This window comes from Rhizobium sp. 2YAF20, assembly GCF_052114685.1.
Taxonomy (GTDB): Bacteria; Pseudomonadota; Alphaproteobacteria; order Rhizobiales; family Rhizobiaceae; genus Rhizobium.
Window position 1 is genome coordinate 38,476 of sequence record NZ_JBFRFF010000012.1, and the last position, 22,588, is coordinate 61,063.

Below are 22,588 nucleotides of genomic sequence, written 5' to 3' on the forward strand. Positions count from 1 at the left end.
GGCACGCGCAAGCTTAACGTGAGATTAACCATAGATGCTTACTATCGTCCCATGAAGGGATATCGGTTTGCTCTCACGCTGATTTGTACTTTCCTGGCTGTTCTGGCCTTCGTCGGACAGGCCTCCGAGGCTTCGGCCGGCGAACGGGAACCATGGAACGATCCCGAATATGCCCTGATCGTCGATGCCTACGAGCTCAACACGATCGACTGGGATCTGCTCGTCAAGGACAAGCGTATTGCCGCCTTCATCTCCAAGGCCTCCGACGGCCTTCCGGAGAGCTTCACCTGCACAGGCGACCATGCCGGCGACAGTGTCGCCCACTGCAAGACGATGTGGCGCAAATATGCCGTCAGCCGCGAGCTTTTCCGCACCCGTCGGATGGTCGCCAAGGCAAACGGCCTGTTATGGGGTGCCTATCATCTCGGCCGGCCAGGAAATCCGATCGACCAGGCAAACCACTTCCTCGACTATGCCGACCCGCAAGCCGACGAGCTAATGGTCCTCGACATCGACGGCATGGATTCCACGCAATTCATGTCGCTCGACGACGCACAGATCTTTGTCGGCCACATCAAGGAGAGGACGGGGCGCTATCCGATCCTCTACGCCAACAACAATGTCGCTAAATTCATCGGCGATCACAGCAGTGCCTATCCCGTGCTGTCGCGGCTGCCGCTCTGGTATGCGCGGTACAAACCCGACGTCGACGGCATCTTCCCGATGGGCAACTGGTCAAGCTTTGCGATGTGGCAGTTTTCCTCCGCCGACAACTGTTCGCTCCGCCGCTGCCCTTACCGCGTCCAAGGGACGCTGACGGATATCGACGTGAACCTCGCGCCCGTGACCAAGGCGCAACTTGCGAAAATCTGGCCCCAGGGCGACCTGTTGCCGCCGCGCCTGGAAGCCCCGTCGTTGATCGCGTCAGCACCTCAGGCACTCCCCCCGACGCCGCCGAAGGCGGAGGTTACCGCGTTGAACTACCAGGATTTCTAATCCGAGGGCGGCCGCTGCGGGTTATGCCGTCAAGCCTCGATCTCGACGTCCGTCTTCGGGCGGGAGCAACAGGCGAGGATGTAACCTTCGTCGATCTCGTCGTCGAGGATGCCGCCATTGTGGTTCATCTCGACCTCCCCCGACAATTTCATGACCTTGCAGGTACCGCAGAGGCCGGATTCGCAGGCGGCGCCGATCCGCACGGCGGAGCCTCGGGCAGCCTGAAGGATCGTCTGTCCGGGCGAACAGGCAACGTCCTTGCCGGCCATGGTGAACCGGATCGAGGTTGCGACCTCTCCATCCTCATTCGGCGAAGGCTCGGGGACCAGTTCGGCCGAGGCTGGCCGGAAGCTTTCCTGGTGATATCGAGCCATGTCGAAGCCGCTGGCCTCGAGCGTCGAGCGAACGAAATCCATGAACACGTCAGGGCCGCAGCAAAACACTGTGCGGTCAAGGAAATCAGGGGCGAGCAGCGCGATCTTCGCCTTGTCGATGCGCCCCTTGAGGCCTGACCACAGCTCCGTGCGGCCGCACTGCTCAACGATGAAGCCGAGGTTCAGATTGGGCATGAAGCGGGCGAGATATTCGAGCTCGGATCGGAAGACGATCTCCGAAGGGCCACGCGAACAGTTGACGAAGGTAATGTCGGCAAGCGGCGCGATATCGCTCATATAACGGGTCATCGACATCATCGGCGTGATGCCGGAGCCTGCCGAGATGAACAGGTACTTCTCTCCGGGATGACGGACGTGGGTGAAATCGCCAAGCGGGCCGAAGGCGCGGATCCGCATGCCGGGCTTGAGGTTCTCAAACATCCAGCGCGTGCCGATGCTGTCCTTCTGCGCCTTGACCGTCACCGCGACCGAGAAGGGCCGCGATGGCGTCGAGGACAGCGTATAGGTGCGCATGACTGGCTCGGGGTCGACCGGAAGCTCCAGGGTGACGAACTGGCCCGGCAGGTAGCGGAACCAGTTCTCTCTATCGGAGCGGAACGTGAAGGTCATCACGTCGGGCGACTCCGGCGTCACCGACAGGCATTCAAGCAGATGCTGCCTGTCGCTCCAGGGCTGCATCTGATCGAGGTGCTGGTGTCGCTGCGAGACCGTCATGTTCATGTTCATGCCACCGCCGAGAGCTTGGACTGCTCGCCCTGCAGCCGGTTGACCATGAAGTTTGAGTACCATTCGACGAACTGCATGACGCCGCCTTCGTGGAGCTCCGAATAGGGGCCGGGCTCATAGGCTGGGGAATGAATGCCGAAGGCATTTTCCTCGACGATGCGGCGGTCTTGATCATTGGTTTCGGTCCAGACGTGGGTCAGTTCCTCGAGATTGTAGTCGACGCCTTCGATCGCATCCTTGTGGACCAGCCACTTGGTCGTGACCGCGGTTTCCTCCGCGTTGAGCGGCAGCACGCGAAACGAGATCGCATGGTCGCCGAGAAGATGGTTCCAGGTCGTGGGGTAGTGGAAAAGCAGCATAGTGCCGATTCCATTGACGGTCACGTCATCCGACAGCGGCCGCTTCACCGCATTCTTTCCCGACATGGTGTAGCTTTCGGCGCCCTCGATCAAGGGCATGCGGGCGGCGCGATACTGGCCATCGGTCGAGAGCTGGAACGTGCTCGGCAGGCCGGCCGCCTCGCAACGCTGCCAGTGCTCCTGGATGACGGGATCGCTCATGGCACCCTGCACGCCGCTGACGGTTGGGGCTTCCGAGAAGGTCCGGCAAAGCTCGGGGTGGTTGGCCGCGCAATGGTAACATTCGCGGTTGTTTTCCCAGACCAGTTTCCAGTTGCCCTTCTCGATGATCGTGCTCTGGAAGGCGACCTTCGCCTCGCTCATGCGGTGCGGCAGCATATAGGGCGCGATCATGTCGCGAACGGGGGCAAAATCGGGAGCTGTCTTGGCCAGGCAAATGAAGATGTAGCCGCCGACGCTTTCACAATGGACCGGCTTCAGATTGAACTGCGTCTTGTCAAAATCCTCGGCCATCTGCCGGGCAAAGAGCAGCGAGCCGTCGAGCTCGTAGGTCCACTGGTGATAGGGGCAGACAAGCTTTGCCGACGAGCCGCGCTCGGAGGTGCAGACGCGGGAGCCGCGATGGCGACAGCTATTGTGGAAGGCGCGGATGACGTTGTCGCGGCCGCGGACGATGACGACGGGGTAGTCGCCTACCTGGACGGTGAAATAATTGCCGGCGCGCGGCACTTCGCAATCATGGCCGATGAACAGCCAATCACGGTAATAGATCATCTCCATATCGAGCTTGAAATAATCCTGATCGATATAAAATGGTTGTTCCAGGCTGAAACCCTGGCGGCGGTTCTTCAACTGCCGGAGAACGTTGTTGCGAATATCCATCTGCATATCCTCATGCGAATTCGTTTGTCCTGGGAGCCGGAGGAAACGGCTGAGCCTCGGCCGAATGCCGATCGCCAGCTGCCTCCGGTCGCCCGCCGCGACCAGTTCAGGTCAAATCACGTTCCCAATGGCTGGTTTCCGGGCTCTGGAGCCGTCCCGAAGGACCGCACGGCACCTTCCCAGGCTTGCGACCCAGTGGTCTTATTGCCATGCTTCAACTCCACCACCGTTGCGGGGGCAGCGCCGGAATTCGACCGGCTTCCCAATTCTCCACCCCCTAGCAGGCGGCACCTCGAGATCACCCCCATATAACCACCTGAGATGATCGCTGTTTGGCTACAATGCGACATCCAATTCGAAATTGACGACAGCCTATCTCGCAACTGCAATAAACCTGCGGGCGTTGCTCATTGTCAATATTCATCAGTGATTTAAGGCAGACATAAAGCCGTGTGAGGTGGCCATTTTACCGTGCCGCAGCACGACCTGGCACATCGCCAATCTCGTTTGCGACATAGTCGAGCCAACTTGGTGGTTTCGCGTCCCCTCGGTTTGACCGGACGCCTTAAGAGGGGCTTAAGCATGATCTCATATTCTTGCCCCAACGATCACCAAGCCCAAGGGCGCGACGCATGGCAAAGCTTAGATATTACGACGCAAGGCCGGGCAAGGTCGTCGAGTCGCCGCGGCCGACGGCGGTCCATACCGAGTTTCTGCGCACCGGGCGGATCATCCGCAACAGCACCGCCAATTGGCTCGCCGAGGAGCGCCGCTACCTCTCCTATGACGAGGTTGCCGACAAGACGGCGCGCAAGCTCCAGGCAGCCGGCGAGAAGACCCACGACCGGCTGAGCAGCTTCCACCGCTCGATCAAATTTCCAAAGCTGATCTTCCACCGAACGCTTGCCGAAAGCCCGCATCTCGGCTATTGCCACGTCACCGCGGCGCGAACGCAATTCGCCAAATACGAAACCGTCAGCTGGGCATTCTACATCGCCAACTTCTTTGCGAAGATCGGCGAAAATGACAGCTTCTTCGAGGAGATCGACGGCAGGGCATCACGGATGTATTTCGCCGTCGCCGTCACCGCAGATGCAGAGGCCAAGGACAAGAAGCTGACGATCAACCGCAACGTTCGCGGCAACGGCGTGTTGTTCCAGACCCACGACCCGCAGGTGGCAATCCGCAACGTCCTCCTGCTCGGCGCCCGCAACGAACAACTCCGCGACATCATCCGCCAGCTTTAGTGGCGTCGATGGTGCGTAATTCTATTCCGGACCGACAAGACAACATCCGAAAGACGAGCTACCGTTGCGTGCATCCACAAGGGGCACCCAATGAGTGATCGCGCGCCAATTCTGTTGATCCCCGGATTGAATTGCACAGTGCGGCTCTTTGCCGGACAGATGGCGCAGCTATCAAGCCTCGGGCCTGTGCTCATCGCAGACCATCGGCGCGGCGATTCCATCGAGACAATTGCGAGCGAAATCCTGGCTGTGGCACCGACGCAGTTTGCCGTAGTTGGCTTTTCGCTTGGCGGCTACATCGCCTTTGAGATCATGCGCAGAACACCGGATAGGGTCGCACGCCTTGCGCTCCTGGGCACATCGGCCCGCGCTGACACCGAGGAACAAATCGAGCGCCGCCGAAAGCGTATGGCAATGGCAGAGCGCGGACTATTTCTTCAGAGTGTGGAAGATCAATTCGCTCAGATCGTGCACCGGACCAGGCGCGAGGACGCGGCGCTCCGAAGAGCTTATCTCAACATGGCAGCGGAATGCGGCGCCGACGCCTTTGTCGCCCATTTGAATGCATCGATACACCGCCCCGACTCCCGCGCCACTCTTGGAAGCATCAAATGTCCAACCTTGGTGATCGTCGGTGAGGATGACCAGGTGACACCTGCAGCGCTCGCCGAGGAAATCTCGAACAGCATCGAGAAGTCCAGCCTGCTCATTCTGCCCGGGTCCGGTCATCTCAGTCCGCTTGAACAACCGGAACTCGTTGCCCAAGCTCTCGTCAATTTCCTTCGAGGCTAGCGAGACAATCCGATGCCATCATGTGTACTCAATATCCCGTTTCTCGTTTGAACAGACGATAAGCCCGCGAGAGAGAACCGCATTGATCCGCCTGCCCGAAAGGCATAATGACAGCCTGAACTGAAACCGGTCAGGCCATGGCACGACATATCGACATTTTGAGCGATCCCGAACGCGGCATCCGCGAAGCGACCATCCTTCTTGCGCGGGGGTTGCCGGTCGCGGTGCCGACGGAGACAGTCTATGGGCTGGCCGCGGATGCGACCAACCCCAAGGCCATCGCCCGCATCTACGAGACCAAGGGCCGGCCGCAATTCAATCCGCTCATCTGCCACATGTCCGATCTTGCCATGGCGGAGCGCCACGCGGTTTTCGATCCGGTGTCGCGCCGGCTGGCGGAAGCGTTCTGGCCGGGGCCGCTGACTTTGGTGCTGCCCTTGAAGGCTGAAAGCACCATCCATCCGCTGGCGACCGCAGGGCTCAACAGCGTCGGGATCCGGGTGCCCATGGGCTTTGCCGGAGAGCTGATCCGCGCCTTCGGACGGCCGCTTGCCGCCCCCAGCGCCAACACCTCGGGCAAGATCAGCGCCACCAGCGCCGACCATGTCGAGGCCGATCTCGGAACCATGATCGAACTGATCCTAGAGGCCGGTTCCTCAGCCGTCGGCGTCGAATCGACCATCGTCAAGATCGAGGACGGCGAGATCAGGCTGCTGCGGCCGGGTGGGCTTGCGGCCGAGGATATCGAGCGTGTCGCCGGGCAGGCGCTCGTGCGCAAGGAGGGGGCGACGCCGGCGATCGAGGCACCAGGCATGCTTGCCTCGCACTATGCGCCTGGCGCTGCGGTTCGCCTCGATGCGCGCGACGTCTCCTTTGGCGAGGCGCTCATTCGCTTCGGTGCCGCTGACATTGTCGGCGAGAAGAATGCGACCATCGTGCTCGATCTCAGCGCTTCGGGCGATCTTTCCGAAGCCGCCGCCAACCTCTTCGATTTCATGAAGCGCGCCGATGCGAGCGGCGCTTCGACAATCGCCTTTTCCGCCATTCCCGACGAGGGCCTTGGCGAGGCGATCAACGACCGACTGCGCCGCGCCGCAGCCCCCCGCGAATAGACAAAGCAAGGACCGGCCATGAGCAATTCCGCAGCATCATCTGTTACCCCTGCCCCCGCTTCTCCCGCCCTCCTTGACCGCTTCGCCTCCATCGTCGGCGAGGCGCATGTCCTGCGCGACCCGTCTGACATCGCGCCGCGTCTCGTCGAGAACCGCGGGCTTTATCATGGCGCGTCGCCGATGGTGCTGAAGCCGGGATCGGTCGAGGAAGTCTCGGCCATTCTGAAGCTTGCGACCGAGACCGGAACGGCGATCGTGCCGCAGACGGGGAATACCGGCCTTGTCGGCGGCCAGACGCCGCGCGAGGGCGGCTCCGACATCATCCTCTCGCTGGAGCGGATGAACCGCATCCGCGACATCGATCCGGTCGCCAATATCGTTGTCGTCGATGGCGGCTGCATCCTTGCCGATGTCCAGAAGGCCGCGGAGGATCACGGGCGGCTGTTTCCGCTGTCGCTCGGCTCCGAGGGCTCCTGCCGGATCGGCGGCAACCTTTCAACCAATGCCGGCGGCACCGCGGTCCTTGCCTATGGCAACATGCGCCAGCTCTGCCTCGGTCTCGAAGTCGTATTGCCGACCGGCGAGATCTGGAATGGGCTGCGGCGGCTGAAAAAGGACAATACCGGCTACGACCTGCGCGATCTCTTCATCGGTGCCGAGGGGACGCTCGGGGTCATCACCGGGGCCGTCCTCAAGCTCTTCCCCCAGCCGCTCGGCCACCAGGTGGCGTTTGCCGGGATCGCGTCGGTGGAGGATGCGCTGACGCTGTTCAAACATGCCTCGGGCCTCTGCGGCGGCGCACTGACCGGCTTCGAGCTGATGCCGCGCATCGGCGTCGAGTTCACGGCCCGCAACATCCCCGGCGTGCGCGACCCGCTTGCCTCGGCGCACCGCTGGTATGTCCTCATCGACATTTCCACCTCGGATTCGGCCGAGACCGCCGAGCGGATGATGACGACGCTGATGGAGCAGGCTTTCGAGGAAGGGCTCGTGCAGGACGCGACGATTGCCAGCTCCGAGGCTCAGCAGAAGGCGCTCTGGCACATGCGCGAGAGCATGTCGGACGCACAGAAGCCGGAGGGCGGGTCGATCAAGCACGACGTCTCGGTACCGGTGTCGCAAATCCCCGAGTTCATGCATGAGGCGGAAGAGGCCGTGATGGCAGCGATGCCTGGCGCCCGCATCTGCGCTTTCGGCCACATGGGCGACGGCAACATCCACTACAACATCTCCCAGCCGCTCGGCGCCGACAAGGCCGCCTTCATCGGCCGCTGGCGAGAAATGAACAAGATCGTCCACGGGCTGGTGTTGAAGCACAACGGCTCGATCTCCGCCGAACATGGCATCGGCCAATTGAAGCGCGACGAACTTGCCGCGATCCGCCCCGGGATAGAGATCGACCTGATGCGTCGCATCAAGCGGTCGTTCGATCCGGCCGGCATCATGAACCCGGGCAAGGTCGTGGTGGTTTAGTTAGACCGGCGGCGTCTATCGCTACTGACACAATCTGACAGCAGGATCACCTAGGGTAGTTCCGACGGCACTCGCCAACAGGGAAGGAACTCCAAGATGATCACGTGGTTACGCAGCGCGGCAATAGCGTCCGGAAAAGTCCCGGATGCCTTTGCTTTCGTCAAAAAAGCAACGAAGCTGATCGAGGACAAGCACGATATAAAGATCACGATCAGCCGGCCGCTTGCCGGGAATCCGACGAGAATATTCTGGTATTCGCAGCACGCCGACCTGCAGAGCTATGAACGCGAGCACCAGAAGATCAACGGCGACACGGAGTTCCAACAAATGCTGGGACAGGCCAGCCACTGCTTCATCGAAGGCTCGGCTCACGACGAGATCCTCGAGACGATTTGAGCGAATTCGAAAGGGACAGTTGCCGTGATCAAGACTGAGCTTTCCGACCTCTACCGCGACTATATCTCCTGCCTGAACAAGCAGGATTGGCCGGAGCTCGGACAGTTCGTCGATGCAGAGGTCGCCCATAATGGCCGGCGGCTCGGGCTGTCGGGCTATCGCCAGATGCTGGAGAAAGATTTTCTGGAAATCCCGGACCTCTATTTCGATATACAGCTGCTGATTTCCGATCCGCCCTACATAGCGAGCCGCCTCGGCTTCGACTGTACGCCTCGGGCGAAATTCCTCGACCTCGACGTCAACGGCAAGCGCGTTTCCTTTACCGAAAACGTATTTTACGAATTTCGGCGGGACAAGATCGCCAAGGTGTGGTCGGTCATAGACAAGCCGGCGATCGAGGCCCAGCTTTAGGGTCGTGGTGGTGCCGTGGTCCCACGGACGATCAACGTGGCATCGAGCGTCTCCCGCTCCTTCGGCAAACTATCATCGAGAATTGCGCCGACGGCGCGACGGGCCATGTCGTTCAGCGGCTGTGCCATCGTCGTCAATCCCGGCTGGAACATCGCCGCCTCGGGTATGCCATCGAAGCCGATGACCGACACATGTCCGGGCACCGTGAGCCCTCGCTCCGTTAGCCATTGGATCGTAAAGAGAGCGATGCGATCGGACATCGCCAGAATTGCCGTCGGCGGACTGGGCGATGCGAAGATCTCTTCAAGACCAGCAGTGACGCTCTGCTGGTCGTTGCGCGTTGTATGTGTCGGCACGTCGTCACGTCCAACGCCGAACTCCGTCAACGCCTGCCAGTATCCAAGCATCCGGTCGCGCGGGGTCGATCCCAACAAGGTGTAAATTTCATCCGGCGCAATCGCTCGGACTGGACCACTGGAATGGCCAGTCGTCAACGCAGCGAAGCGACGGTGTCCCATCTGCGCCAAGTGGCGTGCCGCAGCAGCGGCGCCGTTGATGTTATCGATGCCGATGACCGGGACGGACATCTCAGGTGCTCCCAAGGCCAACGCAACGAAGGGCAACTGGCGCCGGCGCGTGAGGTCCACCAGCTTTTCCCCGCCGTCGACACATAAAAGAATGAAGCCGTCGACAAGTGCGCTGTTGATATTCCAGGCGAGCCTCTGTTCGTTGTTGGCCGACACAAGGGCGACACCTGTGCCCGAGGCATCACAAACCGCGCCGATCGCCGTCATCAACGATCGCGCCCATGGATCGTCGAAGAAATAGGACAGGGGCTCAACCGCCGCCACTCCGATCGCGTTGACGCGCCCTGCCCTTAAGAGACGTCCCTTGATATCGGGCCCGTTGTAGCCAAGTCTCCTTGCTACCCCGAGGACGCGTTCGCGCACTTCGTCCCGCACGATCTCGGGTCGGCTGAACACGTTCGACGCCGTACCTTGCGAGACCCCCGCGGCCTTGGCGACATCAGCTAGCTTTACGTGTCCCGGCGTCAAATTCACTTCCCCGCATAGGTTTCGACGAACAAACTAGCAGGCTCTTGTATCGATTCAAAATATCTTGACGAAGTCGGGTAGGCGAGTCAAGATTGAATCGGTTCAAGCGTATCCTATGCACTAATTGAATCGATTCAATGGAGGCTGACATGTTGCAGACCAATTGGCTGCTCAAGGACCTTTACAATGAGCGTTGGGGTGACCCCCTCGCCCATGACCCAGTTGGCGCCCCCGCGCCGAGCCGCGACGATCGCTGCCAGACGAGCTTGTTCGACGTCCTTGCCCTGGTGGTACGGCTCTTGCTTCGGCCTCGTCCAAAGCGTTCCGATGCCTGGTCCTTCACCATCCCCATCGATCGCCGCCTCAGAGACTTGCGCGAAGATCGTTCTGAAACCCACACCGGCAAAACATTGATGTCCAACGAGCGCGATACTCCAAAAGATTGCAACCGGCGCCGAGGGTTATGATGTATTGTCGCACCGCGCTCGGGGATAAGTCGGGCGGATCGTGGATGGACCGGGAGGGGTTGCTATGTCCTTGATTGCTGATGAAATGGCCATGGGCAAGGTCTCGCCGGCATTGCTGGTCGATGCCATGTTCGGCTTCCGGAAAACCGCCGCGATCAAGGCAGCGATCGAGCTTGACGTTTTCACGGCGATTGGCGGCAACGGCGCCACGGCGCATTCCCTTGGCACGGCGACCGGGGCTTCGGAGCGCGGCATGCGCATCCTTTGCGATTTTCTGGTGGTCGGCGGCTTCCTGACCAAGACAGACGATCTGTACGAATTAACGCCGTCCAGCCAGGTCTTCCTCAACCGTCAAAGCCCGGCCTATATGGGGTCGGCGATCGAATTTGTCGCGGCACCCGAGATCGCACGATTGTTCCTCGACGATCCCTCCGCCTTCGTGCGTAACGGCGGATCGGTAGGCTTGGCGAATGTGGCCCCGGACAATCCCGTGTGGATCCGGTTTGCCCGCGCCATGGGCTCGTTTGTTGCAAGCAGCGCCGAAAGCCTGGCAGCCGAGATCGCTCAATGGCCGACGCCGCCGAGGCGCGTTCTCGATATCGCCGCAGGTCATGGCCTGTTCGGCATAGAAGTCGCCAAGGTGCTGCCGAAAGCGGAAATCGTTGCCGTGGACTGGCGGTCCGTGCTGGCGCTCGCAGAAGAGAATGCCAAACACGCCGGCATTGCGGACAGATTTCGAATTCTGCCGGGCAATGCCTTTGAAGTCGACTGGGGAACCGACTACGATCTGATCCTCCTTCCGAACTTTCTCCATCATTTTGATCTCGAAACCTGCGTCGTGCTGTTGCAGAAAGTGCGCGGCAGCCTGAGCGCACAAGGCAATGTCGTCGCCGTCGAATTCGTACCGAATGACGATCGCGTTTCGCCGCCATTTCCGGCGAGCTTTTCGTGGGAGATGCTGGCAACCACGCCCAGGGGCGACGCCTATACGGAGAAAGATCTCATGGAGATGGCGAGAAGCGCCGGCTTCAGCGGGATTTCCACCCGCGCTCTACCGCCATCGCCGGCAAGCTTGATTTTCTTCAAACGCTGAGGAACGGACGCTCCGCCTCACTCACCGCGGTGGAAAAACGCTTCAAGCCGGTAGCCGTCGGGGTCGATGAGGAAGGCGGCGTAATAGAACTGGCCGTATTCGGGGCGGACGCCGGGGGGGCCGTTGTCCTCGCCGCCGTTTGCCAGACCCGCTGCGTAAAATCGGTCCACCGCCGCCTGGGTCGGCGCGACGAAGCAGAAGTGCAGGCCGGATTGGCGGTCGGCGGGGACTGGATGCGCCACCTGGCCCACCCAGAACTGCGCTCTCTCGGCGCCATATCCCAGCATGTTATCAAAGCTGGTCGCCCGCTCATAGCCAAGCGCACCTAAGGCTGCGTCGTAAAACTGGCCTGAACGTGCCAACTCCTTTACGCCAATCGACATGTGATCGAACATGAAACGCAGGCTCCTTCATTCAAACTGCCCGTTAACATATCGGTCTCGTAACGAGGTGCAAGAGCCAGTGCGCTTCTGTATATTGGCATGAACGGATATAACGGGAGGATCGAATATCCGGGGGATAAGCAATGACGGCAGCCGACAAGAATTTTGCAGGCGCAATTCCCGCTCTCTACGACCGGCTCCTCGTGCCGCTCATCTTTCAGGAATATGCGAACGACCTTGCCGGACGCGTTGGCCGGCTCAAGCCCCCGTCCCTGCTGGAAATCGCGGCCGGTACGGGCGTTCTGACGCGGGCGACGGCGCCTCTTCTCAATCCAGAGGCAAGGATTGTCGCCACCGACCTGAACCAGCCGATGCTCGACGTCGCCATGCAGAAACAACCTGGGGACAGCCGGATCGTCTGGCGGCAAGCGGATGCGTTGGCGCTGCCCTTCGACGACGAGACGTTCGATGCGGTGACCTGCCAGTTCGGCGCGATGTTCTTCCCCGACAAGGTGCAGGGATATCGCGAGGCTCGCCGGGTGCTGAAGCCGGGCGGCCATTTCCTCTTCAATGTCTGGGACAAGCTTGCCGCGAACGATTTTGCGCGGGCGGTCGAAGAGGCATTGGCGACAGTTTTCCCCTCCGATCCGCCGCGCTTCATGAGCCGGACGCCGCATGGCTACTCGGACACGGAAGTCATCCGCGCCCAGCTTGAGACGGCGGGCTTTCGTTCCGTCGCAGTCGAGAGCGTGGACCACCGCAGCAGGGCGCCGTCCGCAGAGGCGGCGGCCTTTACCTATTGCCAGGGAACGCCGCTCAGAAGCGAGATAGAGGCGCGCGAACCCGACGGCCTTGACGCCGCAACGCGCGCGGTTGCAGAGGCCTTAGCAAAGACGTTCGGGTCAGGGGCCATCGAAGGCGGTATTTGCGCTCATGTGATAACCGCCGTTCGTTAAACCTCAATCTATATCATCGTGGCGGACCTGTTGCGATGCGTCGCGATTTCCCGATATGATTTCGCGCTTTCCGACATGGTTGGCGGGGCCGACCAGGCCCTCCTTCTCCATGCGCTCGACGAGCGATGCGGCCCTGTTATAGCCGATGCCGAGGCGGCGCTGGATGTAGGAGGTCGAGCACTTCTTGTCGCGCATGACGACCTTGATCGCCTGCTCGTAGTGATCGTCGCCGTCTTCTGCGGCAAGCGCGCCCTTGTCGAACACCGCGCCGCCGTCTTCATCCTCTTCCTCGTCGTCTTCGCCCGCCGTGACCGTGTCGAGATACTCAGGGCGGCCTTGCGTCTTCAGGTGGGCAACGACCTTCTCGACCTCCTCATCCGAGACGAAAGGACCGTGGACGCGGGAGATGCGGCCGCCGCCGGCCATATGCAGCATGTCGCCCTGGCCGAGAAGCTGTTCGGCGCCCTGTTCGCCAAGGATGGTGCGGCTGTCGATCTTCGAGGTGACCTGGAAAGATATGCGCGTCGGGAAGTTGGCCTTGATCGTGCCGGTGATGACATCGACCGATGGGCGCTGGGTCGCCATGATGAGGTGAATGCCGGCGGCACGCGCCATCTGGGCGAGGCGCTGGATTGCACCTTCGATCTCCTTGCCGGCCACCATCATCAGGTCGGCCATCTCGTCGACGATGACGACGATGTAGGGCATCGGCGTCAGGTCCATCTCCTGGCTTTCCTCGATCGGCGCGCCCGTGCCCTTGTCGAAGCCGGTCTGGACGACGGCCATGATCGTTTCGCCCTTTTCGCGGGCAAGTGCTGTGCGGGCGTTGTAGCCGTCGATATTGCGCACACCGAGCCGCGACATCTTCCTGTAGCGATCCTCCATCTCGCGCACCGCCCATTTCAGCGCCAGCACCGCCTTCTTCGGGTCGGTGACAACAGGGGTCAACAGGTGCGGGATGCCGTCATAGACGGAGAGTTCGAGCATCTTCGGATCGACCATGATCAGGCGGCACTGCTCCGGCGTCAGCCGGTAGAGCAGCGACAGGATCATGGTGTTGATGGCGACAGACTTGCCCGAACCGGTCGTGCCGGCCACCAGCAGGTGCGGCATCTTGGCAAGCTCGGCGATGATGGGTTCGCCGCCGATGTTCTTGCCAAGGCAAAGCGCCAGCTTGAAGTCAGTATTCTCGAAGCTCTGCGCCTCGATCAGCTCGCGGAAGAACACGGTTTCGCGCACGACATTCGGCAGTTCGATGCCGATGACGTTGCGGCCGGGTACGACGGCGACGCGCGCCGACAGGGCCGACATCGAACGGGCGATATCGTCGGCAAGGCCGATGACGCGCGAGGACTTGACGCCCGGAGCCGGCTCGAACTCATAAAGTGTAACCACGGGGCCGGGCCGGACATGGATGATCTCGCCCTTGACGCCGAAATCCTCGAGCACGCTTTCGAGCAGCCCGGCATTCTGTTCCAGCGTCTCCTGGCTCATGATCACGCCGGTGCGCTCGACAGGCTCCTGCAGCAGATCGCGGGAGGGAAACTCGTACTCCACCTCGCCATTCATCGCCTGGCGCCATTCGAGCGGAGCGGGGCTCACCGCATTGTCGCGCAGGCGCGAAGCCTGTGGCCTCAGATCGATCATCCGCGCAGGCCTAGCCTCGGCCGCCGGGCGAGCGGCCTTTGCAGACGGCGCGTCCTTCTGCGCCTCGGGGACGACGACCGGCAACGGAGCCGAGATGGCGGCGACCGGCGCAGGGGGTGGCGCAAGCGGTGCCGCAGGCGGCGCGGCGACAACCGGGGCAGCCTTGGTGGCCGGCTGCTTCTGCTCAGCCTTCACGACGGCGAGGGGCTGGAGAAAGGCAGGCTGTGTCGGCTGCGGAGCGGCAACCATCTCCTGGCTTGCAGCAACACCGACACGGCGGCATTCGACGACACGGAAATGAGCGGCGACCGAACCTGGACCAATCCACCGGCGGGTGGCGGCGGCATTGAACGCTGGTGTGAAGGCGGGAGTGACGGCCACGGGAAGTTCGCCATCGAACGGCATGATATCCCAGAAGACGAAGTCGGAGAGGTTCGCCAGACGCGGATCGACAGACGCAGCGGCGACAGCATCGGTTGCACGCTGCTGGAGCGTCGAAGGCTGCGGGGTTGAAGCGTCCTTGCCGACGGTTATCGTTTGGGCGTGCATCCAGGCGGCACTGATTGCATTGGCATCGGCGACCGCGTTGCGTTCGGCGCGCTCGCTGAAGGTCAGTGGTCTTGTAGAAATGGGGCGCTCCTCGGCGGCTGCCTGCATGGATCTCACCGCCGTCTCCACCATCGACTGGAGCGCTTCGACGGGACGTTCGGCGGTCGCGGGCTGTGGTTCCAATTGGGGTTCGGCCTGTTGCGGCCCTTGGGCTTCCGCCTCATCGGGTGCGGAAGGACGGCGCTTGGTCAGCGTGCTCTCGGGCGTGCGGGTGAAGCGGACGTTCGGCGCCAGCGAAAAGGCCGTCTGCCATATAGGCGATCCGTTGGCGTCGACGGGAACAGGGAAGATGGCCATTGCCTCCGGCTTTTGCGGACTTGCGGCAACGGCAGCCTGAGGCGGCTTTATCTGTGGTGCTGTGGCGCGTGGCGGCGCGACGGGCGGATTTGCGGCAAGCTGCGCCTTGCGCTTGGCCTCTCGGGCCGCTGCCAGTTTCTGCTCGAGAAAAGCCCTGCGTTCGGCAATCTGTTCGGCCCTGCGGGCCTCAGCCTCGGACTGCTCCTTCTGCCCGTGATCCTCCTGTTGGAAGCCCATTGCCATGTTGGAGAAGTTTGTTCTGGGAAAACGCATAAGGCCTGCAACCCACTCATTGATATTGCCGATAGCTTCCCCAATCGATAGGGCAAGGACGGTTAACAAGTTCCTTCCGACAGGGGGCTAACCGACGGGCGACGGGCAGTAAATTGTTGATGGCGGGGCCTGCATTTCGGTGGCCGCGAAGGCTTTCGCGGTACCTTCGACAGTGCACAAAAATTATCGCTTATCCCGCTCGCACCGGTAGACACCAAAAATATATCGAGGGGATAAGAATTCCATTCCCAAAGGGAGGAGCGGTCCTAGGGTGGGAGAAGGTGCCGAATCAACCGAGGATCAGCGCAGCTTCGCCATGCTATGCCGCATCCTGGCGCTCGCCGACTGGCCCACAGACGTTTTCGCAGTTAGGTGGCAAACGCCACCAGCAGGGGCTGCATTTGGCCCCCTGGGACTGTTTGACTGTCTACTGGCCGGAGAGGCAAGAAGCGGGGCCAGCTTCGACGCCGGTCGGAGCGGCAAATGCCATGCCGAACCACATTTTGCGATCTCAACATCGAGCGCTGGGCCTTCTTGCGACAGGTGATATAGTTGAATTTCGGTCGTCCGCGTCGACGATACCACAAAGGGATTATTCCATGGGAGACCAGAAACGCCCGCTGCAAGCCGGAGATACCGCCCCCGCGTTCGCACTAGCGACGGCCAACTTCAACGGAATGGTCTCTTTCGCCGACTTGAGCGGTCGCCCGTTCGTGATCGGGTTCTTTCGCGGGCTGCACTGCCCGTTCTGCCGGCGACAGGTAGAACAGCTTGCCGGCGTCCAGCCGACCCTGCGCGCCGCCGGGGTGGAGACCGTGGCCGTTATCAACACGCCGGTGGAACGTGCCCGCCTTTATTTCCGCCACCGGCCGACGCCAATAACGCTTCTATGTGACCCGGACTGTCGCACGCATCGGGCCTACGGTGTGCCGCATGCCGAGTTCCTGCCCGATGGGAGCTGCGAACAGCCCGAATGGCCCTATGGCGCAACGATGGCGCAGTTCCAGGCGGCACGCATCAACCCCACGGGCGAGCTGCCGGAACCGATGCACCCGATGGAAGCCAACACGATACTCAACGCCAAGGACCGTTTCGAGCTTGACGAAGCCGATAGTGCGATCTTCGCAAACCACGCTACCCAGCTCGTTGGGCACTTCCTAGTCAATGCGAACGGCACCATCGGCTGGGCACAAATCGAGGCGCTCGACGGACCGAACAGCCTCTCCATCTTCCCGACCGCGGCGGAGATCATCGCCGCCGCTGGCGACCTTGGACGCTGACCTGCGAACCGTCCGACAGCGTTTCTGCACGATGTCGAATAAGGGCGACGACACGGATTGGATCGGGCGAAGGCCGGTCATGGCGCATTCGAGACCTACACCGAAGTCGCATGTTGGCCCAGAGTAGGCCCATCACCCTATACCCGGCGTACTAGCCTGAGGAGCAGTAGGAGAAGGATCGAGCCGATCGTGGCGTTGATGATCGCTCTGACAATGCCCGTACCGAGGCTGAAGCCTAGGCGGGGGAAGAGCCAACCCGCGATAAACGCCCCGATGATGCCGACGACGATATCCCCGATCAGGCCAAAACCGCCACCGCGCACCACCTGGCCGGCAAGCCATCCGGCAAGGGCGCCAACAATGAGAAAAACAAGCAGGCTCTCATTCGACATCATACGAAATTTCCTTGTGTAGCTGGGTTACGCCATGTTCCACTTCGGTAGCGTGGCGATTGGTATCAAGCCTTCTTATCGAAGATCATCCACGATTTCGCAAGGGCGATGACCTCTTCTGCCGCGGCTTCCAACTGCGAACAGATGGGGTCGGGGACGTTCCAAATTTGTGGTCAAGCCGCCACGGGAACGTTCCCGAGGGTTTTGGTATCCATATTATCTTCCAGCCATCGGACGATCATGTTCGCTTGGTAGGCCCACACGCGCTATTGAACGCCGACTATAACGATTTCCCGGGGTCTGCAAATGACCGCGGTTGGCGGCGCAAAGGAGAAGCCGGTCACCGGCTATTGTCCCAAGCGATCGTTTGCCTCTACCGGGAATCTGCCGAGCGATTGACAGAGATCACATAACGCTTTATATAACAGGTTATGTAAAATAGAGGTTCAAAGACCTTGGTGGAAGATATCATTAAATCGTTGGGTTATCTCTGCCTCGGCAGCCGCTTCCGCCGGATCGGCGAACGGCTTCAGGCGGATACCCAGCAGATCATCGAGGAACTCGGCGTCTCTATTCAGGCCGCTCAATATCCCTTCCTTTCGGCAATTGACCGCGCCGGACCGTTGACCATCGGCGAGCTTGCCCAGGCAGTCGGCATCACCCAGCCGGGCGCCACACGCACCGTCTCACAGCTTCTGGAACTGGGCTATGTCGACATGCTGGCCGCACCCGAGGACCAGCGCCGCCGAATGATCTCACTGACGCCGAAGGGGCAAGGGCTGGTAGATTATTCGAAGCAGGTGGTCTGGCCGCGCATCGAAGAGGCGGTGATCGAGCTTTGCGGCGATCTTTCGGGATCAATTCTCGAACAACTTGGCTCGATCGAGGTCGGGCTTGCCGAAGCGCCGCTTATCCGTCGCAGCAATCCCAATAAGGAGCAGAAACCATGAGCCATATTCTCGATCGCCCGGCCTGGAATGCCCTTCGAACTGCGCATGCGAACCTGGCCGAAGGCAGTGAGAGTGCCCGGCGCTATCCGCCTTCCATCGTCCCCTTTGCGGCTGCGGCTGACGATACGGCAGAAAGCCTCGAGGCTCTTGGGAACTTGGCGGGTCCTGACGAGGGCATGGCGCTTGTCGAAGCCGGGCCGATCGCGATCCCGCCGGGACTGACCGTCGTCGCCGAAGGCGATCTTGTGCAGATGGTCGCTGAACGGCGCTATGAGCAATTACCCGATAGCCGGATCGAGCTGCTGACTGAGGCCGATGCAACAGAGATGCTGTCGCTTGCGACGCTAACCAAACCCGGCCCTTTCACGCTGCGCGCCCAGAGCCTTGGCTCCTTCTGGGGGGTGAAGATCGATGGTCGCCTCGTGGCGATGGCCGGTCAGCGCATGCGCATGACAGGTTTTTCCGAACTCAGCGGTCTATGCACCCATCCTGATTTCCAGCGGCGCGGCCTCGGCACGCTGCTCTTCCGCTTCGTTGCAGGCGAGATATCCGCGCGGGACGAGATCGCGTTCCTGCATGCCTTTGCCTCGAACGCGCCGGCGATCTCGCTTTACAACGAACTTGGCTTCCAGCTTCGCACCCGACTGAACCTGCGCGTTGTCAAGCGTGGCACTTGAGGGTGACAGTGCCTCGGTGTCGTAGCGTGATCGTTCATCGCAAAACGAGCGGCAGTTCACCATGGGTGTTAGACGAGGCGTGGCGCGGCAAAGGTTCGATCCCAGAATACGCCGGTCACGTATCTGAGCCGTGACCGATATTGGCGGCGAATTCTGGCCGTCCCTGACATTTGGCGGAGATATTTGCGACCAAAATGAAATCGGCTGCCGCTTGATCAGCACCAGGCGGGAATCACTGGCTACTAGACCGTCGAGAGGCAATCAGCCCGTCTTCAATGTCGCGATCGACAACAGCATGTCGGCGCTGATGCCGACGGTGCCGGACGAGCCCTGGAGGATGCTGAGCGCGGGTGACGAGGTCGAGGTGTTCTGTAAGTCGTACATGGCCGAAAAGCGCTGCAGCAGCTTGGTCACTTTGGTCGGGTCCTGCAGATCGCTGACGTTGACGAGGTTGCCGAGCAGCTTTGCCTGTTGGGCGACGTCCATATTTGAAATCGAGCTTGGCAGGTTGAAGGTCGTCGTGATGACGTTGTAGAGCGCACTGTCGGACATGATGTCGTAAATGGACGAGATGGTCGGGGCCTTGCGCTGGAAATACAGCGCCAGGCGAACGCCATCGCTGGTCTGCCCCTCCTGGCTCTCAAGGGTCTGGTGAAGAAACAGGTCATCGGTATTGGCAACGGCGCCCGTGTTCTGCGCGGTACCGAGCTTGGTGTTGGTCAAATTGCCCTTGGCATCGAAATTGAACGCCTCGACGATACCCTTGAATTGCGCGCCGACCGCCGTGTTGACGAAGCTCTTCGGATCGCTCGGATCGGCGCCGAATGCCTTTTTCAGCGTGTCGGTTGTTACCTTCTTCGGGTCGATGCCGTTTGCCGTTAAGACGAAGTTCGTGAGCTTGCTGTCAGCCAACAGGTCGGTGACGCTATGGACGCCCGTGATATTGGTGGCGAAATAGGTCGCGGCGGTCTTGGCGTCGGCAGTTGCCTTGGTCGCTGCAGCGCCCGTCAAACCTATGCTGACGCGGCTGGAATACTGGGTGATATAGCTGTTGACCGTCGTCTGCGACAGGGCCTGGACCGAGGGATCGAGCTTGCCGTCGCTGCCGAAGTTGAAGGCCTTCGCAAGATTTGTGAAGCGAGTGTCCTTGAGCGAGCTGACATAGCTTTTCGGATCGTAGGGGTCGCTTTCGAGCACCTTCTTCATTTGCGTCGTCGACATCTCGTCCGGGCTGATGCCGTAGGCGCGCAGTGCTACCTGGTATAGCTCCGGCAGGCTGTCATTGGTCTTGTCCGTATCCGACGCGTTGCTGAGAAAGAAGGATTTGATGTCGGTGACGCTGGAAATCCTAGTTTTGTAATTCGTCTGCGCGCTCGTCACCAGCGCAGTCTGAGCCTTCGCGTAGTTGGCCTTGAAGGCAGTGGAAGCGTCGGCGATCTCGGTTGCAGTCTGGGCCTGCTGGCCCGACGCGACAGTGCCGTCCGACTGGAAATTGAACTGCGCGGCGGCGCTGGTAAGGCCGGAAAGCGACGCAAAGGTCGGGTTGGTCATCACAAGCCTGAATTCCGTCGCCGACATGGTCGAATCCATGCCGTATGCCGTCTTCACATAGTTGAAGAGTTGGGAATCGGAGGTGATCTGAGCCACCGAGGTGATCGATCCGATGTTCGCCTTGTAGTAGGCGTCGCTGTCGGCAGCACCCACGGCCGTCATAAAGGACGGAACCGAAGTATTATACTCGTCCATCACCGCGGCCTTTTGCGCCTCGGTCTGCGCATGCGACACGAAGTTTGTCGTATAGTCCGCTGCCCCCGTCGCCAGCTGGGTGGCGTCCTGGGCGACGCCACCTGTGGCGACAGTGCCATCCGCCTGGAAATTGAACTGCGCCATGACGTCTGTTAGGCCATTGCTTGCCGCCAGCGAAGGGCTCCGCGCCGAGGCATTGAAGGCGGCTGCGGAGACTGAGATCCCGTAGGCAGTCTTGATGTAGTCGAAGAGCCGGGTATTGGACGTCAGATCCTTCACATCGGTGATGGAGCTGATCTGGCTTTGATAATAGGCAATGTCGTCATCCGGAGTGGATGTCTTCACGGTGCCGTCGGCGTTGAAATTGAACTGCGCCGCGATCTTCTTGTCGACGGCGCTACCGTTCACATTGACGAAGCTGTTCGGATCGCTGAGGTCGCTCGTCAGTATCGACTTCAGGAAGCTGTTAGATGTAACGGTCGGGTCGAGGCCATAGGCATTCAGCACGTAGGATTTCAGCGCGGTATTGCTGATGAGCTGATCAACGTTGGCAATCTTGTCCATGCCGGCAGCATAGGCGTCGCTCGCCGTCTTTGCGGCCGTTTCCTCATCGGTAAAGGACTGGGTGTAGAGACCGAGCATGGTGGTCTCCTGGTCGCTCGTCTGCGCGACCTCCGTCGTGGCGCCGAAGTTGAAGGCTGCAGCGAAAGCCTTGTAGCGCGGATCGGTCAGCTTGTTGGCAAAGCTGCTGGTATCGCTGAGGTCGCTGGTCAACACCTGCTTCATCATGCCCTTTGCATAGGTCATGTCCTCAAGGCCATAGGCCTTCATGGCATAGCTGTAGAGCTGGTAGTTGCCGAGCAGATCGTCGACCGTCTTCACCTTGCCGATATTGGCATTGTAATAGTCGGCCTGCCGCTTCGTGTCGGATTGAGCCGCGATGTTGCCAAGCGTCGTCACCATGTCCCTGGATGCGATCGTATAGCCAAGATAAGTGGAGATCATTGAGGGACCCTTCAGCAAGTCCTTAGGTGCGCGCGCGAATCTGTACCATATCATCGCAGCTAAACCTTACCTGAGACTTACAATCCTTCGCGCCTTGCGTGTGCCGTATCGGTACTGTTTCGATCCGAATATATTCACTTTATGGAAACCGTACCGGGTTCATTTTTGCTAACCATCTGACGACGCAAACTTTTCTTAACCGCGATTTTTAAGCAGTCTGGAAGGGCGGCCGCCTAATCTTGCCCCATCGAGAGGACGAAAAGTTCTCCGTAAGAAGACCGGAAAACCGGCTCTCAGGTAAGACAAGGGTTGAAAATAGATGACAAATACCGTCCTCAAGCCCCATTGGGCTGGAACCACTCTGCGGCTCGATCCGACGCGTTTTCCGCAACAGGTCAGCTACGCGATGCGTGGCGCAACCGGTGATGTCACCATCACAATCGACGCCCGCGGCGCAGTGCTGCGGAAAGTCCTTCCATCAAGCGGCCTGCCGCTTTCCATCGCCCTGCCGAAGCGCGCTTTCAAGGGCGTTGCGGCACGCGCCATAGACCACGGCGACGGCGAAGTTACCGTGACGCTCGAACTACACCATGACGACCCGGATCTCTGCATCCCGCTTCTCGTCGCCCATGACCTCAGCGATATCGCTGCCGACTGGCGGTCCTGGTCCGAAGCCTTCCACATTCCGATGATGATGGTGGAGGCCGATGGCGTCGCCCGTCCGCTCGAAGAACATCTCGGCGGCATGCGCACCAACGACGCAAAACCGCGCCGCCGTCATTCTTTCTTTGCCAATCGCCGACCGCGCTTCCTGGTGCGCCGTACGACCGGCAAGCTCGGCGTGAAGATGAAGATCCAGGGCCGCGAAATCATCGCGCGCAACTGAACGCCATAAATGAGACACCCTAGATTGGAAACCCGGCGCCAAAAGCGCCGGGTTTTTGCGCTTCATGTGGGATAGCCAGCTAT

The 22,588-nt window shown here is 60.6% G+C and carries 21 protein-coding genes and 1 riboswitch; of the genes, 14 read left to right on the forward strand and 7 right to left on the reverse strand.

The genetic code is table 11. From position 1 onward, the window contains the following. Window positions 1–51 precede the first annotated feature (51 nt). Window positions 52–996: a glycoside hydrolase family 25 protein gene (locus AB4Z52_RS16170; protein WP_442219028.1), complete on the forward strand. Its 945-nt coding sequence runs from the start codon at window positions 52–54 to the stop codon at window positions 994–996. Between the two features lie 29 nt (window positions 997–1,025). Here the strand turns inward: AB4Z52_RS16170 and AB4Z52_RS16175 are convergent, their stop codons facing one another. After that, window positions 1,026–2,111 (reverse strand): 2Fe-2S iron-sulfur cluster-binding protein, encoded by a 1,086-nt coding sequence (locus AB4Z52_RS16175; protein ID WP_442219029.1) that lies wholly within the window; start codon window positions 2,109–2,111, stop codon window positions 1,026–1,028. Between the two features lie 2 nt (window positions 2,112–2,113). Continuing rightward, the gene (locus AB4Z52_RS16180; RefSeq protein WP_442218944.1) at window positions 2,114–3,358 is read right to left on the reverse strand and encodes an aromatic ring-hydroxylating oxygenase subunit alpha; all 1,245 of its coding nucleotides are present in this window, start codon (window positions 3,356–3,358) and stop codon (window positions 2,114–2,116) included. A gap of 111 nt (window positions 3,359–3,469) precedes the next feature. Beyond that, window positions 3,470–3,668, reverse strand: a riboswitch (cobalamin riboswitch). A 322-nt stretch (window positions 3,669–3,990) separates the two neighbouring features. Here AB4Z52_RS16180 and AB4Z52_RS16185 point away from each other — a divergent pair. From AB4Z52_RS16185 to AB4Z52_RS16210, 6 genes are all read left to right on the forward strand, one after another. Continuing rightward, window positions 3,991–4,605, forward strand: coding sequence for a DUF6656 family protein (locus tag AB4Z52_RS16185; RefSeq protein ID WP_442218945.1), 615 nt, complete (start codon window positions 3,991–3,993; stop codon window positions 4,603–4,605). Between the two features lie 90 nt (window positions 4,606–4,695). Continuing rightward, window positions 4,696–5,397, forward strand: coding sequence for an alpha/beta fold hydrolase (locus AB4Z52_RS16190; RefSeq protein ID WP_442218946.1), 702 nt, complete (start codon window positions 4,696–4,698; stop codon window positions 5,395–5,397). 137 nt (window positions 5,398–5,534) lie between these two features. Beyond that, complete coding sequence (locus tag AB4Z52_RS16195) at window positions 5,535–6,509, forward strand: L-threonylcarbamoyladenylate synthase (protein WP_442218947.1); 975 nt, start codon at window positions 5,535–5,537, stop codon at window positions 6,507–6,509. Between the two features lie 18 nt (window positions 6,510–6,527). After that, the gene (locus AB4Z52_RS16200; protein WP_442218948.1) at window positions 6,528–7,982 is read left to right on the forward strand and encodes an FAD-binding oxidoreductase; all 1,455 of its coding nucleotides are present in this window, start codon (window positions 6,528–6,530) and stop codon (window positions 7,980–7,982) included. 96 nt (window positions 7,983–8,078) lie between these two features. Beyond that, the gene (locus tag AB4Z52_RS16205; RefSeq protein WP_442218949.1) at window positions 8,079–8,378 is read left to right on the forward strand and encodes a hypothetical protein; all 300 of its coding nucleotides are present in this window, start codon (window positions 8,079–8,081) and stop codon (window positions 8,376–8,378) included. A 24-nt stretch (window positions 8,379–8,402) separates the two neighbouring features. Beyond that, window positions 8,403–8,789, forward strand: a complete 387-nt coding sequence (locus AB4Z52_RS16210; protein WP_442218950.1) for an ester cyclase — start codon at window positions 8,403–8,405, stop codon at window positions 8,787–8,789. Here the strand turns inward: AB4Z52_RS16210 and AB4Z52_RS16215 are convergent. Further along, window positions 8,786–9,844, reverse strand: coding sequence for a LacI family DNA-binding transcriptional regulator (locus AB4Z52_RS16215; RefSeq protein WP_442218951.1), 1,059 nt, complete (start codon window positions 9,842–9,844; stop codon window positions 8,786–8,788). The two genes, AB4Z52_RS16210 and AB4Z52_RS16215, sit on opposite strands and share 4 nt — an antisense overlap. 149 nt (window positions 9,845–9,993) lie before the next feature. Between AB4Z52_RS16215 and AB4Z52_RS16220 the strand changes: the two genes are divergently transcribed. After that, window positions 9,994–10,311, forward strand: coding sequence for a hypothetical protein (locus AB4Z52_RS16220; RefSeq protein WP_442218952.1), 318 nt, complete (start codon window positions 9,994–9,996; stop codon window positions 10,309–10,311). 64 nt (window positions 10,312–10,375) lie between these two features. Continuing rightward, window positions 10,376–11,404, forward strand: coding sequence for a methyltransferase (locus tag AB4Z52_RS16225; RefSeq protein ID WP_442218953.1), 1,029 nt, complete (start codon window positions 10,376–10,378; stop codon window positions 11,402–11,404). A 17-nt stretch (window positions 11,405–11,421) separates the two neighbouring features. Here the strand turns inward: AB4Z52_RS16225 and AB4Z52_RS16230 are convergent, their stop codons facing one another. After that, on the reverse strand, window positions 11,422–11,799 hold the full coding sequence (locus tag AB4Z52_RS16230) for a VOC family protein (RefSeq protein ID WP_442218954.1): 378 nt from the start codon (window positions 11,797–11,799) through the stop codon (window positions 11,422–11,424). A 131-nt stretch (window positions 11,800–11,930) separates the two neighbouring features. Here AB4Z52_RS16230 and AB4Z52_RS16235 point away from each other — a divergent pair, with 131 nt between their 5' ends. After that, window positions 11,931–12,743: a class I SAM-dependent methyltransferase gene (locus AB4Z52_RS16235; protein WP_442218955.1), complete on the forward strand. Its 813-nt coding sequence runs from the start codon at window positions 11,931–11,933 to the stop codon at window positions 12,741–12,743. A 3-nt stretch (window positions 12,744–12,746) separates the two neighbouring features. On the opposite strand, the gene AB4Z52_RS16240 is transcribed toward AB4Z52_RS16235, so the two are convergent. Continuing rightward, complete coding sequence (locus AB4Z52_RS16240; protein ID WP_442218956.1) at window positions 12,747–15,569, reverse strand: DNA translocase FtsK; 2,823 nt, start codon at window positions 15,567–15,569, stop codon at window positions 12,747–12,749. Between the two features lie 599 nt (window positions 15,570–16,168). On the opposite strand from AB4Z52_RS16240, the gene AB4Z52_RS16245 reads away from it, so the two are divergent. Beyond that, complete coding sequence (locus AB4Z52_RS16245; protein ID WP_442218957.1) at window positions 16,169–16,849, forward strand: redoxin domain-containing protein; 681 nt, start codon at window positions 16,169–16,171, stop codon at window positions 16,847–16,849. A gap of 137 nt (window positions 16,850–16,986) precedes the next feature. Here the strand turns inward: AB4Z52_RS16245 and AB4Z52_RS16250 are convergent, their stop codons facing one another. After that, window positions 16,987–17,241 (reverse strand): GlsB/YeaQ/YmgE family stress response membrane protein, encoded by a 255-nt coding sequence (locus AB4Z52_RS16250; protein ID WP_442219030.1) that lies wholly within the window; start codon window positions 17,239–17,241, stop codon window positions 16,987–16,989. 455 nt (window positions 17,242–17,696) lie between these two features. On the opposite strand from AB4Z52_RS16250, the gene AB4Z52_RS16255 reads away from it, so the two are divergent. Both AB4Z52_RS16255 and AB4Z52_RS16260 read left to right on the forward strand, forming a co-directional pair. Continuing rightward, window positions 17,697–18,191 carry a MarR family winged helix-turn-helix transcriptional regulator gene (locus tag AB4Z52_RS16255; protein ID WP_442218958.1) on the forward strand — a complete coding sequence of 165 codons (495 nt, stop codon included), beginning with the start codon at window positions 17,697–17,699 and terminating at the stop codon, window positions 18,189–18,191. Next, entirely contained in the window at window positions 18,188–18,868 is a 681-nt protein-coding gene (locus AB4Z52_RS16260) for a GNAT family N-acetyltransferase (protein WP_442218959.1), read from the forward strand. Before AB4Z52_RS16255 ends, AB4Z52_RS16260 begins: the two co-directional genes overlap by 4 nt. 261 nt (window positions 18,869–19,129) lie before the next feature. Here AB4Z52_RS16260 and AB4Z52_RS16265 read toward each other — a convergent pair whose 3' ends face one another. Beyond that, a complete protein-coding gene (locus AB4Z52_RS16265) occupies window positions 19,130–21,619 on the reverse strand; it encodes a DUF1217 domain-containing protein (protein WP_442218960.1) in 2,490 nt (829 codons plus the stop codon). Between the two features lie 319 nt (window positions 21,620–21,938). Between AB4Z52_RS16265 and AB4Z52_RS16270 the strand changes: the two genes are divergently transcribed. Then, window positions 21,939–22,505, forward strand: coding sequence for a DUF6101 family protein (locus AB4Z52_RS16270; protein WP_442218961.1), 567 nt, complete (start codon window positions 21,939–21,941; stop codon window positions 22,503–22,505). Window positions 22,506–22,588: the final 83 nt, after the last annotated feature.